The sequence below is a fragment of the bacterium genome, assembly GCA_040756715.1.
Taxonomy (GTDB): domain Bacteria; phylum UBA9089; class UBA9088; order UBA9088; family UBA9088; genus JBFLYE01.
The window spans coordinates 1-15,743 of the sequence record JBFLYE010000070.1 but is presented as its reverse complement, the minus strand read 5'-3'; the positions used below and the strand labels follow the sequence as shown (position 1 = coordinate 15,743).

General features: G+C 37.2%; 15 protein-coding genes. 13 read left to right on the top strand and 2 right to left on the bottom strand.

What is annotated here, in order from left to right; all coding sequences use genetic code 11:
• Nucleotides 1–108 precede the first annotated feature (108 nt).
• From AB1397_02945 to hisC, 10 genes are all read left to right on the top strand, one after another.
• Entirely contained in the window at nt 109–657 is a 549-nt protein-coding gene (locus tag AB1397_02945) for a hypothetical protein (protein ID MEW6481950.1), read from the top strand.
• Nucleotides 654–1,316 (top strand): CRISPR-associated endonuclease Cas6, encoded by a 663-nt coding sequence (locus AB1397_02940; GenBank protein ID MEW6481949.1) that lies wholly within the window; start codon nt 654–656, stop codon nt 1,314–1,316. The genes AB1397_02945 and AB1397_02940 overlap by 4 nt, the downstream gene beginning before the upstream one ends.
• A gap of 35 nt (nt 1,317–1,351) precedes the next feature.
• Nucleotides 1,352–1,777: a hypothetical protein gene (locus AB1397_02935; GenBank protein MEW6481948.1), complete on the top strand. Its 426-nt coding sequence runs from the start codon at nt 1,352–1,354 to the stop codon at nt 1,775–1,777.
• A gap of 269 nt (nt 1,778–2,046) precedes the next feature.
• Nucleotides 2,047–2,319, top strand: coding sequence for a CRISPR-associated endonuclease Cas1 (cas1, locus tag AB1397_02930; GenBank protein MEW6481947.1), 273 nt, complete (start codon nt 2,047–2,049; stop codon nt 2,317–2,319).
• A 46-nt stretch (nt 2,320–2,365) separates the two neighbouring features.
• Nucleotides 2,366–2,953: a CRISPR-associated protein Cas4 gene (cas4, locus tag AB1397_02925; GenBank protein MEW6481946.1), complete on the top strand. Its 588-nt coding sequence runs from the start codon at nt 2,366–2,368 to the stop codon at nt 2,951–2,953.
• A gap of 445 nt (nt 2,954–3,398) precedes the next feature.
• Nucleotides 3,399–4,511, top strand: a complete 1,113-nt coding sequence (locus tag AB1397_02920) for a PilT/PilU family type 4a pilus ATPase (GenBank protein ID MEW6481945.1) — start codon at nt 3,399–3,401, stop codon at nt 4,509–4,511.
• A 142-nt stretch (nt 4,512–4,653) separates the two neighbouring features.
• On the top strand, nt 4,654–4,983 hold the full coding sequence (locus AB1397_02915) for a hypothetical protein (protein ID MEW6481944.1): 330 nt from the start codon (nt 4,654–4,656) through the stop codon (nt 4,981–4,983).
• A 2-nt stretch (nt 4,984–4,985) separates the two neighbouring features.
• Nucleotides 4,986–6,707, top strand: a complete 1,722-nt coding sequence (locus AB1397_02910; GenBank protein ID MEW6481943.1) for an ABC transporter ATP-binding protein — start codon at nt 4,986–4,988, stop codon at nt 6,705–6,707.
• On the top strand, nt 6,679–7,311 hold the full coding sequence (locus AB1397_02905; GenBank protein MEW6481942.1) for a DUF374 domain-containing protein: 633 nt from the start codon (nt 6,679–6,681) through the stop codon (nt 7,309–7,311). Before AB1397_02910 ends, AB1397_02905 begins: the two co-directional genes overlap by 29 nt.
• A 24-nt stretch (nt 7,312–7,335) precedes the next feature.
• Complete coding sequence (gene hisC, locus AB1397_02900; GenBank protein MEW6481941.1) at nt 7,336–8,358, top strand: histidinol-phosphate transaminase; 1,023 nt, start codon at nt 7,336–7,338, stop codon at nt 8,356–8,358.
• On the opposite strand, the gene murG is transcribed toward hisC, so the two are convergent.
• Nucleotides 8,347–9,354: an undecaprenyldiphospho-muramoylpentapeptide beta-N-acetylglucosaminyltransferase gene (murG, locus tag AB1397_02895; protein MEW6481940.1), complete on the bottom strand. Its 1,008-nt coding sequence runs from the start codon at nt 9,352–9,354 to the stop codon at nt 8,347–8,349. The genes hisC and murG overlap by 12 nt on opposite strands.
• 102 nt (nt 9,355–9,456) lie before the next feature.
• Nucleotides 9,457–9,894, bottom strand: a complete 438-nt coding sequence (locus AB1397_02890; GenBank protein MEW6481939.1) for an MOSC domain-containing protein — start codon at nt 9,892–9,894, stop codon at nt 9,457–9,459.
• 78 nt (nt 9,895–9,972) lie between these two features.
• Between AB1397_02890 and nusA the strand changes: the two genes are divergently transcribed.
• From nusA to AB1397_02875, 3 genes are all read left to right on the top strand, one after another.
• The gene (nusA, locus tag AB1397_02885; GenBank protein ID MEW6481938.1) at nt 9,973–11,031 is read left to right on the top strand and encodes a transcription termination factor NusA; all 1,059 of its coding nucleotides are present in this window, start codon (nt 9,973–9,975) and stop codon (nt 11,029–11,031) included.
• Between the two features lie 153 nt (nt 11,032–11,184).
• Nucleotides 11,185–15,186, top strand: coding sequence for a T9SS type A sorting domain-containing protein (locus AB1397_02880; GenBank protein MEW6481937.1), 4,002 nt, complete (start codon nt 11,185–11,187; stop codon nt 15,184–15,186).
• Nucleotides 15,187–15,743: ubiquinone/menaquinone biosynthesis methyltransferase (locus tag AB1397_02875; protein MEW6481936.1), on the top strand; the 557-nt coding region annotated here is incomplete at its 3' end.

The window sequence follows — 15,743 nt, the reverse complement described above, 5'->3', positions numbered from 1 at the left end:
CAAAATTCAAAATTTAGAATTCAAAATTTTATAAAACTTAACCTTTTTCAATTCAAAATTCAAAATTTAGAATTCAAAATTTCTTAAATACTATTTTTGCACTAAGTAATGGAAGATACTATAATATGGGCGGGCTCAAGACTTTTAAGCCCCTGTGTTATCAAAAGCTATACTACTTCTGCCATCGTTAAATGGGAAGATACTTTAGGTGGAAAATTTACCAATGCCTTAGGAAGACAGTTTGCCTACTCTAAGAAATTGCAGGTAGTGGCAATATTTAATAACGATAGGCTGATAAATGATATTGCAGAAACAGTTAAAATATCGCCTCTAACCTGTGGTGATAGTGAATCTCCCATTTCTTTGGATAGCAAAATTATGATAAAAGATATAGCTGATGATAGAAAAAACAAGATCATCCAAACAGAGTATCCTGTTCCATTTACTAAAGATACAAAAATAGAAGAAGGAAATGGACAGGTTTACTTAATGCATGAAAGATGTAAAAAGAGGGATAGGAATTTTCCATTGGTAAGTTATATGGTTCCGCTAAGAGAAGAGCAAAAGATATTAAAACCATCATCACTTACCGTCAAAGTATCCGAGGAAAAAGTGTTTGTGATAGAAGGAATAGGAGATGTTTTGTCTAAGAGATGAAGGTTAAAACCTTGATTTTTCATTTTACATGTGATGAAGCTGTAAAAGGAACTGCGGATAAGCTGAGGGGATTCTTTGCTGATAAATTCAAAGAATATACGCTTATTCACCAACATTTAACTGACCGCCAACTCCTTTATAAAGCACCGCTAATACAATACAAAATATTCAATGGCAGACCTTTTGTTCTTGGAATTAACCAGGGGGCTGATATCCTACAAGGGATCTATGAAGATATTGATTATTTAAAGATTGGTCGTTTTGAATATCAAATAAAAGAAAAAAGTATTGTACTCAAAACAGACTATTTTGGAATCGCTAACAGCAGCACATCCTACTCCTTCCTCACCCCCTGGCTGGCGTTGAATGAGAAAAACTATGGTAGATATCAGCGGCTGGGAAGCTGGACAAAGAAGAAGGAACTGCTATCAAGTATCCTTATTGGCAATATCATCTCTATCTCAAAGAGCCTTGGCTATACAGTGCCAGAGCCAATTATTGCAAGGATTGATGAGATTAAAGAGGTCTCTACTTCACTCAAAGGCACGCCGATGCTTGGGTTTTTGGGAGATTTCTCAGTCAACTTTGAAATACCTGATTACTGGGGGATTGGTAAATCTGTATCCCGTGGGTTTGGGACAGTGAAAAAGAGGAAGTAAGAAATGGGAAGTAGGAAGTAGAGGAGAGAATAAATATGGATGACCAACTGCTCGCCAACATTAAAGCAAAACTCCCTGAGCTTGAGAAGCTTTTGGAGGAGATGAATTCTCATTGGTTTTATGAAGACTTTGTTTATCGTTTCTATTATCATTCTTTCAAGGTCTATGGTCTTCAAGATAATACCAGGAAAATTGTTGAAGCTTTGAGGTCTATAGCACCTGAAGGTCAGGGTTTTTGTAAGGAATTCCAGGAGATTATTGAAGCTGGCGCCAGTGGAAAGAAATTTGAAATGGAGCATAATAAAAATTGGACGCACCATACCAGGGTTTTTGTTGAGGCTTTCTTTCACGCTAAGTTCTTCCTGGAGATGGCTGTCAAATATGGTAAAGAATTAAAAGAGGCTCCAGATATGCTACCATCTGGTTGGGCAGCCTTACTCTGCCTTTACAATCTGCGATAAGGTGTTTTGTGGAAAAAAATGCAATTATAGTTAATTCCATAACGCTTTACAAAATGTATGTGTTTAGATAATCTTAAGGAAAACTTTATAAAATTATGAATTTTGAATGTTGAATTTTGAATTAAAAGGGAAAAAATTTTATAAAACTTAAACCTTCAATTCAAAATTCAAAATTTAGAATTCAAAATTTTATAAAACTTAACCTTTTTCAATTCAAAATTCAAAATTTAGAATTCAAAATTTCTTAAATACTATTTTTGCACTAAGTAATGGAAGATACTATAGTTGTCAATACCTATGGCTCATATTTAAGGAAGAAGGATAACTGCTTCCTGGTAAAGTGCGAAGACCGCACCTTTGAGGTATCTTGCAAGAAGGTAGAATCCATCTTGATCACCACCTCGGTTTATATCTCAACCGATGCCATAAAGTTTGCTATGGATAATAATATCGACATTATCTTCTTAGATCAGTTTGGTGACCCTTATGGTCGGGTATGGCATTCAAAATTAGGTAAAACTTTTAGGTCAGGCATTCGATAAAAAGCTGGTTACAGATGAGATTCTCTCTAAGTTTTTCTAACGAATTATGAATGGGGAAATATACATAACACCGTCAGAAGTAATTGAATATCTCTACTGCCCCCGGTTTATCTTCTATATGAATGTGCTGTGTATCCCTCAACATGAGGAGCAGAGATACAAGGTTCTAAAGGGCAGAGAGCTACATGATAAGAGAGAAAAGGTCAACAGAGAGTATCTGCGAAAGAAGCTTGGAGTAACTGCAAAAGATACTCTGGTCTATTTAGCCTCAGAGAAGTATCATTTGAAAGGGATTGTGGATGAGGTTCTGGTTTTAGACGACGGCACCCTGGCTCCACTTGACTATAAGTTTGCCGAATACAAAGAGACTACTTATCGCACCCATAGGTATCAATCTGTGCTCTATGGTCTTTTAGTCAAAGACAACTATGGTCAAGAGGTTAAAAAGGGCTATATCTGTTATATTCGCAGCAGGCATAAGATTAAAGAAATACCCTTTCAGCAGAAGAATTTTGACGATGCCTTAAGGATAGTAGATGAGATATTGGCTATTGTTCAGAAAGGGTTTTATCCCAAGAGGACAATGTATCCGATTCGCTGCGTTGATTGTTGTTATAGAAACATCTGCATATGAAATCAGATCTTTGGCAAGGATTTATAGATATTTAGAAAGACCAAAACCATAACTCCTTGATAAACCGATGGTTATGTAATAGAAAAGTATGTAATGGAAGTAGTAAATAGCCGATTTGAGGCAAAAAATGATCTTTCAATTAAGCAAAATGACCTCTCTTAAAAGAAGTTTAACTTGTTCTTTAAAAAGAAGTTATAGCGAAATTACGGAGTGAGACCAACATCCATTAAAACAAGGATTGAAACATGAAACTCATTGAACGCAAAGATTGGGTAGGTTCTAGTGGTTGAAACCATCTTCCATTAAAACAAGGATTGAAACGACCCTGCTGACTTACCAAAAGTTAAAAATTCGTGTTTATTAGAAGGAGTTTCATAAGTTATTGCAAGTTATTACAAGCAATTTTTAAGTTGCAAAAATTAGGGTTTTTTTTTATTCTAATTGTATGGAATTTAATGAGCTTCTTTCTATAATGATTGAAAAGGAGGCATCAGACCTCCACATAAAGGCAGAGAGATCTCCCATCTATAGAATCCATGGAAAGCTGGTCTCCTTAGACAATTGCCCTCCATTTACCTGGGAAGAAACAGAGGGTATGGCTATGTCTATTATGAATACTAGCCAGGTTGAGAAATTTAATAAAAGGCATTGGACAGACCTTGGCTATTCATTTAAGGGATATAGGTTCAGGGTAAATATCTTCAATAACAAGGGAACAATTGCTATGGTTATAAGAAAGATTGAGTCAAAGATTCCGACCATAGAGCAGCTTGGTCTTCCTTCTGTTTTAAAGGAGATTGTTGCATACCCAACAGGTCTTATCCTGGTTACAGGGCCAACCGGCTCTGGAAAATCAACCACCCTGGCATCCTTAATTGGTGAGATAAATTCAAATGTTTCCTGCCATATAGCAACCATTGAAGACCCTATAGAATATGTTTTTGCTGATAAAAAGGCGAGTATATCTCAGAGGGAGGTTGGTTCTGATGTTTTATCTTATGAGGATGCCCTTCCATCATTATTGAGGCAGGATCCTGATGTTATACTTATTGGTGAAATGAGGGATAGGGAGACAATTGAAATAGCCTTAAAGGCAGCCGAGGCAGGACACTTGCTTTTATCAACCCTTCATACATCATCTGCCGCATCTACTATGGATAGGGTTTTATCCTATTTTCCATCCGATATGCACCATCAGATAATGATTGAGCTTGCTATGACCTTAAGGGCGGTTATTTCACAGCGTCTTATCAGGAGACAGGATGGAAAGGGAAGGGTTGCCGCTTTAGAGATTATGATAAATTCACCCACCATAAAGACATACATTGAAAAGGGAGAATTTGGAAATATCTATAAGGCAATTGAAGGTTCTGTGTATCATTATAAGATGCAGACAATGGAGCAATCCCTTGTTGCCTTGGTTATCAATGGCATTATAAGCCTTGATGATGCAACCTCATCTTCAAATAACCCAAATGCCTTAAGACAGCTTCTCCATGAATTTGGGATAAAAAAGAAGGAACAAGAGGAAAAGGAAAAGATAGTAATTGAGGTGTGATGATAAAATTTGTATGTGTTTAGCTAAAGCTTAAACATAATTGCAAATTGTAAAATGCAAATTGTAAATTGAAGGTGGATAAAATTTAAAATCTACAATTTAAAATTTACAATTTAAGCGAAGCGATAAGGGGGGATAAGCGATGAGTAACGGAGATTTTTCGATATTAGCAGGGAAGGTTTGGGAGGCTGATGACCTGAAAAAGAGGCTCCTTGAAAAGGAAAAGGAAATGGAGCAGCTAAAGAAGCAATTTGCAGAGAAAGAAAGGCTTCTTAATGAACAATTAGCAAAGATAAAGGAAGAGCTTGAGGCTGAAAAAATAGGCCATGAGGAGACAAAGAAAAAGCTTTCTAATGCAAGGACAGACCTTTCAAATGCAAGGATGAAGGCAGAGGAATTTGGGAGAAAGATAAGGCAGATGGAACAAGAGAAACAACAACAGAAAAAGGGATTTGGCAGGTTTTTTAAATAGTAATGCATCCATTAACAAGGCTTCTTAAATATCTTTTTGGCTTTAAGAGATATCTTATCCTGGCAGGGGTTTGTATGGTCATAAATTCCCTTTGTACCATTAGCCTCCCCTGGATGGGAAAGATGCTTCTGGATACTTTACCAAAAAAGAATACCTCACTTATCGCTGAAATCCTTGTTATAAGCATTGGAATTGCATTTGTATTGGCAATTTCACGGTATGGACAAAGCCTCCTTCTAAACCTTGTGGGAGAAAAGATTATATTCAACTTAAGGTGTGAGCTATTCAATCACCTTATGGATGTATCCCTGCCTTTCTATACAAGGAGGAAAAAGGGAGAGGTTCTCTCAAGGATTACAAATGATGTCCTTGTCCTTAAGAATTTTCTCTCTGAGGACATTCTTTCCCTTATAAAAAACCCCATTGTCATTATTGGCTCAATATTTATCCTTTTCTACCTTAATTGGAAGATGACCCTTCTTGCCCTGGCCATTACACCTTTGGTTGTAAAGACAATCTATAGATTTGGAAAGAGGATGAAGGATATAACCTTCTCTTGCCAAAGGAGACTGGCAGAGCTTATCGCCATTGTCTCAGAGGATATTCATAATGTAGCTACCATAAAGCTCTTTACCGCAGAAGAGAAGGAAAAGGAGAGGTTTAGGAAAAAGAACCTTGAGTATTTCTCCCTCACAAAAAAAACCATAAGGCTTCTTTCCCTCTCCGTTCCTCTGGTTGAGATGCTGGGAACAATTGGGATAATTGTCTTATCAGGATATGGAGGATGGCAGGTTATCACAGGAGGCCTTACCCAAGGAGGACTTGTTGCATTTTTGTTTTATATTGGAACAATCTCATCGCCCCTTAAGTCAATCACAAAGGCAAATCTTATTATAAATCAGGCAAGAGCAGCTTCTTCCCATATATTTGAGCTATTGGATGATAAGCCTATTATTCCAGAGGAAAAGGATGCAATGCCTTTAAAAATAAAAGAGGGAAGGATAGAGATTAAAGACTTGGATTTTAGTTATGAAGAAACACCGGTTCTTTCTGGTATTAACCTTGAGATTAAACAGGGTGAGTTTTTGGGCATAGCTGGGGAATCTGGTTGTGGAAAGACAACCTTAACAAGCCTTATTTTAAGGCTTTATGAACCACAATCTGGAACAATTACAATTGATGCCAGCGATATTAAAAAGATTACCATCAAATCATTAAGGGAGAATATAAGCTTTGTTCCCCAAGAACCAGCCCTTTTCTCGGGAACAATTGCCGAGAATATTGGCTATGGTCTTGCCTCTTTTTCTTTTGATGAGATAGAAAAGGCAGCCTCCCTTTCCCACTGCAATTTTATCAAGGAGCTTCCCGAAGGATATAACACAGATATAGGAGAATATGGCTTTCGCCTTTCTGCTGGACAAAAGCAAAGGATAGCAATTGCAAGGGCTTTGATTATGAAGCCAAAAATTCTCATTTTGGATGAAGCAACATCAAATCTGGATTATTCCTCCGAAAGAGAGATAATCTCCTCCTTCTCTGAAATCCTCTCCCTTAAAACTACCCTTATTGTCATTGCCCACAGGCTTTCAACTATTGTAAATGCAGATAGGATTGTGGTAATGGATAAAGGAAAAATAGCTGAAATAGGAAGCCACAAGGAATTGATGGAAAAGGGAGGTTTGTATAAAAGGCTATATGAGACTTACGGAAATAGCATTTGCTGATAAAATCTTACCCATAGGTGCAGAAGCTATTATTCAAGGAATAAGCAGAAGCCTTAAATTAAAGGTAATGGGGAAAGAAATGGTAAAGGATTTAGACAGGAGGATTCTATATGCCTTTTTCCATGGAAGGCAATTTCTCCTTGTCTGGTATATGAGAAAGAGAAATATTGCCCTCCTTTCAAGCCTTTCAAGGGATGGTGAAATCCAGGCAAAAATTCTTAAAAGATTTGGCTATGAGATTGTCCGTGGTTCCTCAGCAAAGGGTGGTGCAGAAGGGATAATTGGGCTTAAAAATAAGGTTTTGCAAGGATTTGATATTGGCTTGGCGGTTGATGGACCAAAGGGCCCTTGCTATTCTGTAAGCGATGGTGTAATCTTCCTTGCAAAGAAGCTTAATCTTTACATTGTTCCCCTTACATCTTCTAGCTATCCATCATATACATTTAAGAATGCCTGGGATAAATACCAGATGCCTTATCCCTGGAGCAAGGCTATAATTCTCTTTGGAAAGCCATATAAGGTGGAGGGAGAAATAGAAGAAGAGAAAGAGAGCCTTAAGGAAAGGTTAATTTTGCTTACAGAAGAAGCAGAAAGAATGATATAATTAGAAAAAATGATAGAAAATTTTATGAACCTTAATATTTTGAATATCTCTCCCTATAATGCAGAGAGGGAGGATTTACCAATAAAGCTTGATATTATGGAGAATCCTTATGACCTTCCATTTAAGATAAGGAAGAAAATAAAAAATGCAATAGGCAAAATAAGCTTTAATCGATACCCATCCCCTTCTGCTTTAGCTTTAAGAGAGGAATTAAAGGCATATACAGGGGTTTTAAAAGATATGATTCTTGTTGGCAATGGCTCTGATGAAATGATTTTATATATCCTCCTTGCATTCGGTGGTTTAAAAAAAAAGGTAATCTTTCCCTCTCCAACATTTCCCATGTATGAAATAATAGGAAATATAACGGGCTGTGAAACAATAGGAATTCCATTAAAGCCTGACTTTGAGCTTGATTATAAAAGGATAATAAAGAGAGGAAAGAAAAATAGCATAATCTTTATTGCCTATCCAAACAACCCAACGGGAAATTGCTTTAGCCGTGAGGATATTGAGAGAATTATAAAGGAAACAGAATCCATTGTTGTTATAGATGAGGCATATTTTGAATTTTCAGAGAAAACATTCGTTGATATTTTAAACCAATACGATAGGCTTGCTATTATTAGAACATTCTCAAAGGGCTTTGGCCTTGCTGGAATAAGGTGTGGGTATATCCTGGCAAATCCACAATTTATAAATTGCCTTAAATTGGTAAAGCCTCCCTATAACCTCAATACCCTCTCCCAAGAAATAGCTTTGATTTGCCTTAAAGAAAGGGATACAATCAAAGTATTTATAGAAAAAATAATCAAAGAGAGGGAATGGTTATATCTTAAGCTTTCAAAAATTAGGGGAATAATTGCCTATAAATCCTGTGCAAATTTCATTTTATTCAAAACAGAAAATCCGAAAAAGTCCTATTCTTTTCTTCTTAAAAAAGGGATTTTGATAAAGAAAATAGGCAATTGTCTTCGGGTCTCCATTGGAAAACACAAGGAAAATAAGGCATTTATAAGCGCGATAGAGGCAAGTTTAACCGTATAGCAATTTCAAAAACCTTTCTGTGCTTTGAAGCTTAAAGGGAGATTTTTCTCTATTCCTTACTTTAAAAATGGCATCCAAAAGGCTATCTTTTGAAAGATTTTCCTCTTTGATAACAATGGCATCCTTTAAGGCTTCTGCATTCTTTGATTGGTGTTGGTCAGCAGAAAAAGGATATGGGATAAGAATGGCTGGGATTCCACACCTTTTTATCTCAGCAATAGATACAGCACCCGCCCTTCCTATGACTACATCAGCCCCTGCATAGGCATATTCCATCTCGAATAGAAAGGGAAATATTTTAATTGCGGAATGCGGAGTGCGGAGTGCGGATTTTATCCTTGAGTAATCCTTTTTCCCGGTTAGCCAGATTATATTGAATTCTAAAAGATTTGGAGTAACCTCAAGGAATGCCTCATTTATCTTAGTGGAGCCTTGCGAGCCACCCATTACAAGGATTGTCTTTTTATCCTTCAAGCCAAAGAATGAAAGCCCCTCCTCCCTTCCTATTTTTCCTATCTCTTTCCTTATTGGGCATCCGGTAAATATTGCATTCTTAGGGGCAAATTCTGTATTTTCAAAAGATAGTGCAACCTTTGTTGCAATCTTTGAAAGAAGCCTATTTGCCAGCCCCATCTTTGCATTCTGCTCATGAATTATCCTTTTGATTCCAAGAAAAAGGCTTGCTAAAATAGGTGGAAATGATGGATATCCTCCCATTCCGATAATCGCCTTTGGTCTTTCCTTAAGGAGAATAAAAAAAGAGGCAATTATGCAGAAGAGATTAGAAAATGTAACACCTAGCGTATTTAATGAAAATAGCCTCCTTTTCCAAAATGATATGGGAATGACATAAACCTTAAAGCCAGATTTTTTGATTATTTCGCAAGATATGCCCTTTTTCCCTGTGATAAAGAAAGGCTCTTTTAATTCCTTTGCTATAGCTATTCCTGGATAGATATGCCCCCCTGTCCCACCACAAGCAATAGCTATTCTCATTGTGGATTTTAAGATTATAAAATTCTCATTTCAATCTTTTTTGTTATTTTCATAAACACTATAAGATATAGCCCAAAAATATGGTGAGTAGTTACGAAACAGCTAATCACATACCTCAATCCTATCGCCCTGCTTAATTTCTCCCCCTTCTAAAACTTTAGCAAATATCCCCTTTTTTGGCATAATGCAGCTTCCCACTTCATAATAAATGGCACATTTTGTATGACAGGCTTTTCCTATTTGGGATACCTCAAGGATTATATCATTTCCTATCTTAAGCTTTGTCCCTATTTCTAAAGAAGAAAGGCAAATCCCAGAGGTTGTAATATTTTCAGCAAAATCTCCACAAGAGACATTGGCTCCTAACCCTCTTGCCTTCTCTATTTCCTCAATAGCCAATAAGCTTACCTGACGATGCCAGGAACCAGAATGGCCATCCTCAAAAAAGCCAAAATCTTTGATTACCTTCCAGGGAGAAAAAACTGGCATCTTCTTTTCTCCCTTGTTTTTGCTTATATTTACTGAAACAACATAGCCCATATTTTTATTATAAATTATTTTCTTAAGAATTTCATCTTTTTATTGAAATTTTTTGAAATTTAAGGTATAATCCTTTTTATGGAGAAAGGGATAGGAGAAACATTGTCTATGGTTTCTAAATCTAGGGGCATATCAAAAGATGCCCTTTTACAAGCCATACAAGAGGCATTGGTAGCAGCCTATAGAAAACGGCTTGGTGTAAAGAATGTTAAGGTTATCTTTAATCCAGATGTAGGGAGTGTAAGGGTATTTGTTGTAAAGGAGGTTGTAGAATGTGTTAATAATCCAAAGGAGCAAATAAGCCTAGAAAGCGCAAAAAAAATTAAGGAGGATATTAATCTAGGCGATGTGGTTGAGCTCGAGGAATTTGATGCCTCCTCAACGAGAATCTCTGCCCAGATAGCAAAGCAGGTTATTAGCCAAAGGATAAGGGAGGCAGAAAGGGGTTCTGTGTTCCAGGAATTTAAAAGGGAGGAGGGTGAGATTCTAACAGGATTTATCCGTAAGATTTCAGACAATACGGTTTTTGTTGATCTTGGTAAAGCAGAGGCTATTCTTCCAGCCAAAGAGCAGATAAGAAAAGAAAAATATAGAATCGGAGAGAGGATAAAGGTCTATGTGATTGGTGTAGAACAGGGTCTAAAGCATCCACAGGTAATCCTTTCAAGAACACATCCTGGGATTCTAAAAAAGCTATTTGAGGCTGATATCCCTGAACTACAAGATGGTTCTATTAAGATAGAGAAGATAGTAAGAGAGCCAGGGGTTCGTTCAAAGGTTGTTGTTTCATCCGTTGACAAAAATATTTCTCCCATAGGAGCATTTGTTGGCGTAAATGCAAGTAGGATTTCTAATATCCTAAAGGAATTTAAGGGAGAAAAGATAGATATTATTCCATATTCAGACAACATAAATGAATTTATCCAGCTAAGCATCTCTCCTGCAAAGGCAAAAGAGGTTATGGCTGATGAGAAGAAAAAGGAGGCAGTTATAATTGTTGATAAGGATCAATTATCCCTTGCCATTGGAAGGGATGGTCAGAATATTAGGCTTGCCGCAAAGCTTTGTGGTTTTAAGCTTGATGTAAGGACAAGAGAGCAATACGAGGAGGAAAAATCTAAGCTGAACAAGGGCTAGATACAAAAAAAGGAGTAATAGGCGCCGGAGGGGAGAAAGCCTATTACTTCCTTTATCTTCTATATCGGCATAAAACAAAAAAAACTTAAGGGATTTTTTTCTTTCCTTTTTTATCTAAAGTAAAACCCAAAAAATGCCGATAAAAAAGGTAGGATGCGTTATACATTCATTAGATTATTTTTTATTCTTTGTGCCTCTGTGCCTCTGTGCCTTTTTGCCTCTTCCTGGCAGATACAAACCATAGATAATTCTTTAGATGATGTTGGCCTGTATTCGTCCATTGCCTGTGATTCTTTGGGAAGAGCACATATCTCATACACAAACCTTACCACAGGAGGGCTAAAATATACATATTTTAATGGTTCCACCTGGACTACAAATAATGTAGGAACAACAGGCTCATCTGGATATTATACATCCATTGACTTAGACAGCAACAATTGTCCTCACATAAGCCATTACAATGCAACATATCAAAGGCTTTTACATACAAAAGGAGTTGGCACAGCAAGCTCAATTGTTGATTTTCCGCAGCTTGGAAAATTTAGCTCCTTAAAGATAGATAGAGAACAATACCCAAATATAAGCTACTATGACGAGAAGAACAAGGCATTAAAATATGCATTTTGGACAGGTTCAGAATGGGCAACAGAAACCGTAGATTATGCTCTAAATAAAGACAGGGGAAGGTTTTCATCCCTTTTTCTTGTAGAGGATAGCCTTCCCTGTATGACATACTACGATGCCACGGATGGCGATTTAAGGTTTGCCTTTTGGAATCCAACAAATTGGGGCTTTAGAACCATTGATACAACAGGCGATGTTGGTCAATATTCCTCCCTTACTGGGAAGGATTACATTCTGCATATTGCCTATTATGATGCAACAAATACAGACCTTAAATATGCAATAAACCCTGATGGAACCTGGACATTAAGAACCATAGATTCAATTGGCGATGTTGGAAAATTCTGTTCAATCGCTATAGATGGCTCAAACACGGTATGGATTTCCTATTATGATGCCACGAACAAAGACTTAAAAGTTGCCTATGGAAGTGGCACGAGCTGGACAACCGAGACAATTGATTCTACTGATGATGTTGGAATGTATAGCTCTATTGCAATTTATAACAACATTCCCCAGATAAGCTATTATGATGCCACACAGGGCAATCTTAAGTATGCAACCTTAGGGACAGCTACCCCTCCAAATCCACCATCAAATCTACAAGCTACGGCTGTTTCATCTTCTACAATAAACCTTGCCTGGTCTGATAATTCCACAAACGAGCTTTGGTTTATTATGGAAAGGGGGACAACAGATACAAGCCTTTTCAATATCGGAACAACCACCTATGCAACCTACACAGATACAAGCCTTTCAAGCAATACAACATATTATTACCGGGTTTATGCCTATAATTTCTATGGAACATCAAGCTATTCAAACATTGCATCTGCTACAACATTTGATCTTGCTCCTATTGCACCATCTAATCTACAAGCAACCGCAACCGGTTCATCAACCATTGACCTTTCCTGGAATGACAACTCAAGCAATGAGCTTTGGTTTATCATTGAAAGGGGCTCTACCATTACAGCCTTTGTTTCTATTGGGACGACAACACAAAGCACATACACAGATACCGGGCTTTCTGCAAGCACAACATATTATTATAGGGTTTGTAGCTATAACCTTACCGGTGGACAATCAACCTATTCAAACACAGCATCTGCCACAACATTTGATCTTCCACCAAGTTCTCCTTCAAGCCTTACAGCAATCCCTGTATCAAACTCAAGGATAGACCTTTCCTGGTCTGATAACTCAAATAATGAGCTTGGGTTTGCTATAGAAAGGGGCTCTACCATTACAGCCTTTTCTTTTATCACAACAACCACAGCCTCTATCTATTCAGATACAAATCTTTCTCCCAGCACAAGATACTATTATCGGGTAGCAGCTTTTAATGAGATAGGAACATCAAGCTATTCAAATGTTGCTTCTGCTATAACAGGCTCAACCACGCTTTACCTTTCTCCATCCTTTCTTGTCATTGGCTCTGGCTCTATAGGAACCGTTAATCTAATGGTAGACAATGTCTCTAATCTGATTGGTGTATCCGTTTATCTTTCATTTAACCCAGATGTCCTCTCTGTTTCAACCATAACCCAGGGAAGCTTTCCATCGGGTGCAAGCCTTTTATCCTTATCATTTAACAATGCCTCAGGAACCCTTATCTACTCATCTGCTTTATTCTCTGGCTCGGCAACGGGTTTTGGAACAATAGCATCCATTGCGTTTTGTGGAACATCTGGAACATCTGCAATTTCCTTTGAAGTATCAACCAATCCTAGTATAGAAAAGACAAACCTTATAGACAATTCGGGAGGTAACATCCCATTTAATGTTATAAATGGCTCTGCATCAGTAACAATCCCAGGTGATGCAGATGGAAGTGGTCAGGTAAATTTGCTTGATTTCTATATTTTAAGAAGCGAATTTGGACAATCAGGGCCAAACCTTGCCTCTGACTTTAACCATGATGGAAGCGTAGACCTACTTGATTTTTATATCTTAAGAGAGAATTTTGGAAGCACAAGGGGTATTGCAAGCATTCTAAATAATAGCAATGTAGCCCTCTCTATTGAGCAGGATGGAGATAATTTTAATGTAAATATAGAAGATGTATCTGGCTTGATCGGAGGCTCAATTTACCTTTCTTATAAGGAAAGCCTTGAATGTGTTGGAATAGAGAAGGGGCAATTCATTGAGGATGCAGCAATTCTTCAAAGCCTCTATGGTAATGGAAGCATAACATTTTCCTTTGGATTTCTACAAGGAGAAATACAAGGAAATGGAACATTGCTTGTGGTAAAATTTAAAGAGAAAAATCCAAATCTTGCCATATTACCTCAAACAAGGCTTATGGATAGGAATGGAAAATGGATTCCATATAGGCTTTCTTTAGAGGAAAACCTTGCCACAGTAAAAATAGAGCCAAGTGATTCCTCTGTATTCATAGAGGGAACGAAGACAATAGGAATTTTCATAGAAACCTCTGAGCTTATGGGAGCAAACATTGAGATTTTATATCCAGACGATAAATTAGAGCCTTTAAGTATTGAAAAGGGAAATTTTTCCGATCTATTTTTAAGCTCAACCCTCACCGGAAAGATTATAATTATTTCTGCAAAGCTTGGAAGCTCAACACAGGGCTTAATTACATTGGCAAACCTAACATTTAAAGCCCTTAAGGAGGGAACAGCAAGTTTATTATTCTCTTTAGTAGACTTACGAGACTCAAATAACACAAAAATTGCCGCAGAGAGCTTTTCGGGAACAATAACAATAAGAAAATATCTTGTAGGAGACCTAAATAGAAATGAAAAAATAGATTTTGATGACCTTATGTTAATTACAACAAATTGGAAGAAAAATAAGCTAGAGTATGACATTGGTCCAGCATCTGGAATTCCACCCGACCTTATTTCAAACCCAGATGGTATAATTGATTTTGAAGATTTAATGGTGTTCTGCCTGATGTGGAATTGGAGGAATAAGTTAGGAGTCGGGAGTCAGGAGTCGCAAGTTGGGGGTTGTATCTGGATTGAAAGAGAAAATGGGGAGTTTGTGGTAAAGTATTCTGGTTTTTCCAATATAATGGGTGGAAATATTACATTTTCCTTTGAAGGAGAAATATCTGTAAAAACAGAGCCTTATATTATATCCCTTCCCTCTATAGAGGGAGGAAGAATGGCTCTTGCCTTCGCCTCTCTTCCCCTTCTTCCTCCCTCTGGCACTATTGTAAGGATAAGGGCAGATAGCTTAAAGATTGAGGATATAGATATAAGGGATAATGAGAACAAGAAGGTTAATGTTCAAATTCAGGAGGGGATAAAGCCATTAAGCCTAAATAATGTTATTTGCTATCCAAACCCAGCAAAGAATGTTGACAATGTTAAATTTGAATATCTTCCTTCAAACACAAAGATAAGGCTTTACAACATCGCAGGCGAATGTGTATTTGAAAAAGAAAATTTTGATAATGACCCAACCTTAAACCTTAATAACATTGCCTCTGGTCTCTACATCTATGTTCTATCCCATGGCAAAGATAAGAAAATAGGAAAGCTCGGCGTGGTAAAATAATTGGAGATAAAAGGTCTTTTTAAAGGCATCATCAAAGACTATGACAGGATGAATGCGATTATGAGCCTTGGGTTTCATAATCGTTGGCGGCTAGATTGTGTTAAAAAAGCAAAGTTTCAAGGAAAAATTTTGGATATTGGGTGTGGAACAGGCGATTTTTGCCTTCAAATAAAGAAATGCACCAACGCATCTGTTTTTGGGATGGATATATTAGAGGATATGCTTAAGGTAGCAAGGAAAAAGACAAAGATTAGCCCTATCGTAGGCAATGCCCTATTTCTTCCATTTAAATCCTCTGTATTTGACGGAATAACACTTGGCTTTGCCTTAAGGTACATTGATATTCCTGTGTTTCTAAAGGAGGCAATGAGGGTATTAAAACCCTGCGGAAAGCTTGTAATCCTTGAGCTTTTATTTCCAAAACAAAAGTTTATAAGATTTTTCTTTAAAATCTATCTTTATAAAGTTATTCCCTTTATTGCCAAATTCTTAAGCGATGAGCCCTCTTACATCTACCTTGGAGAATCCTTAAAGCACCTTCCAGAAATTGAAAAGAT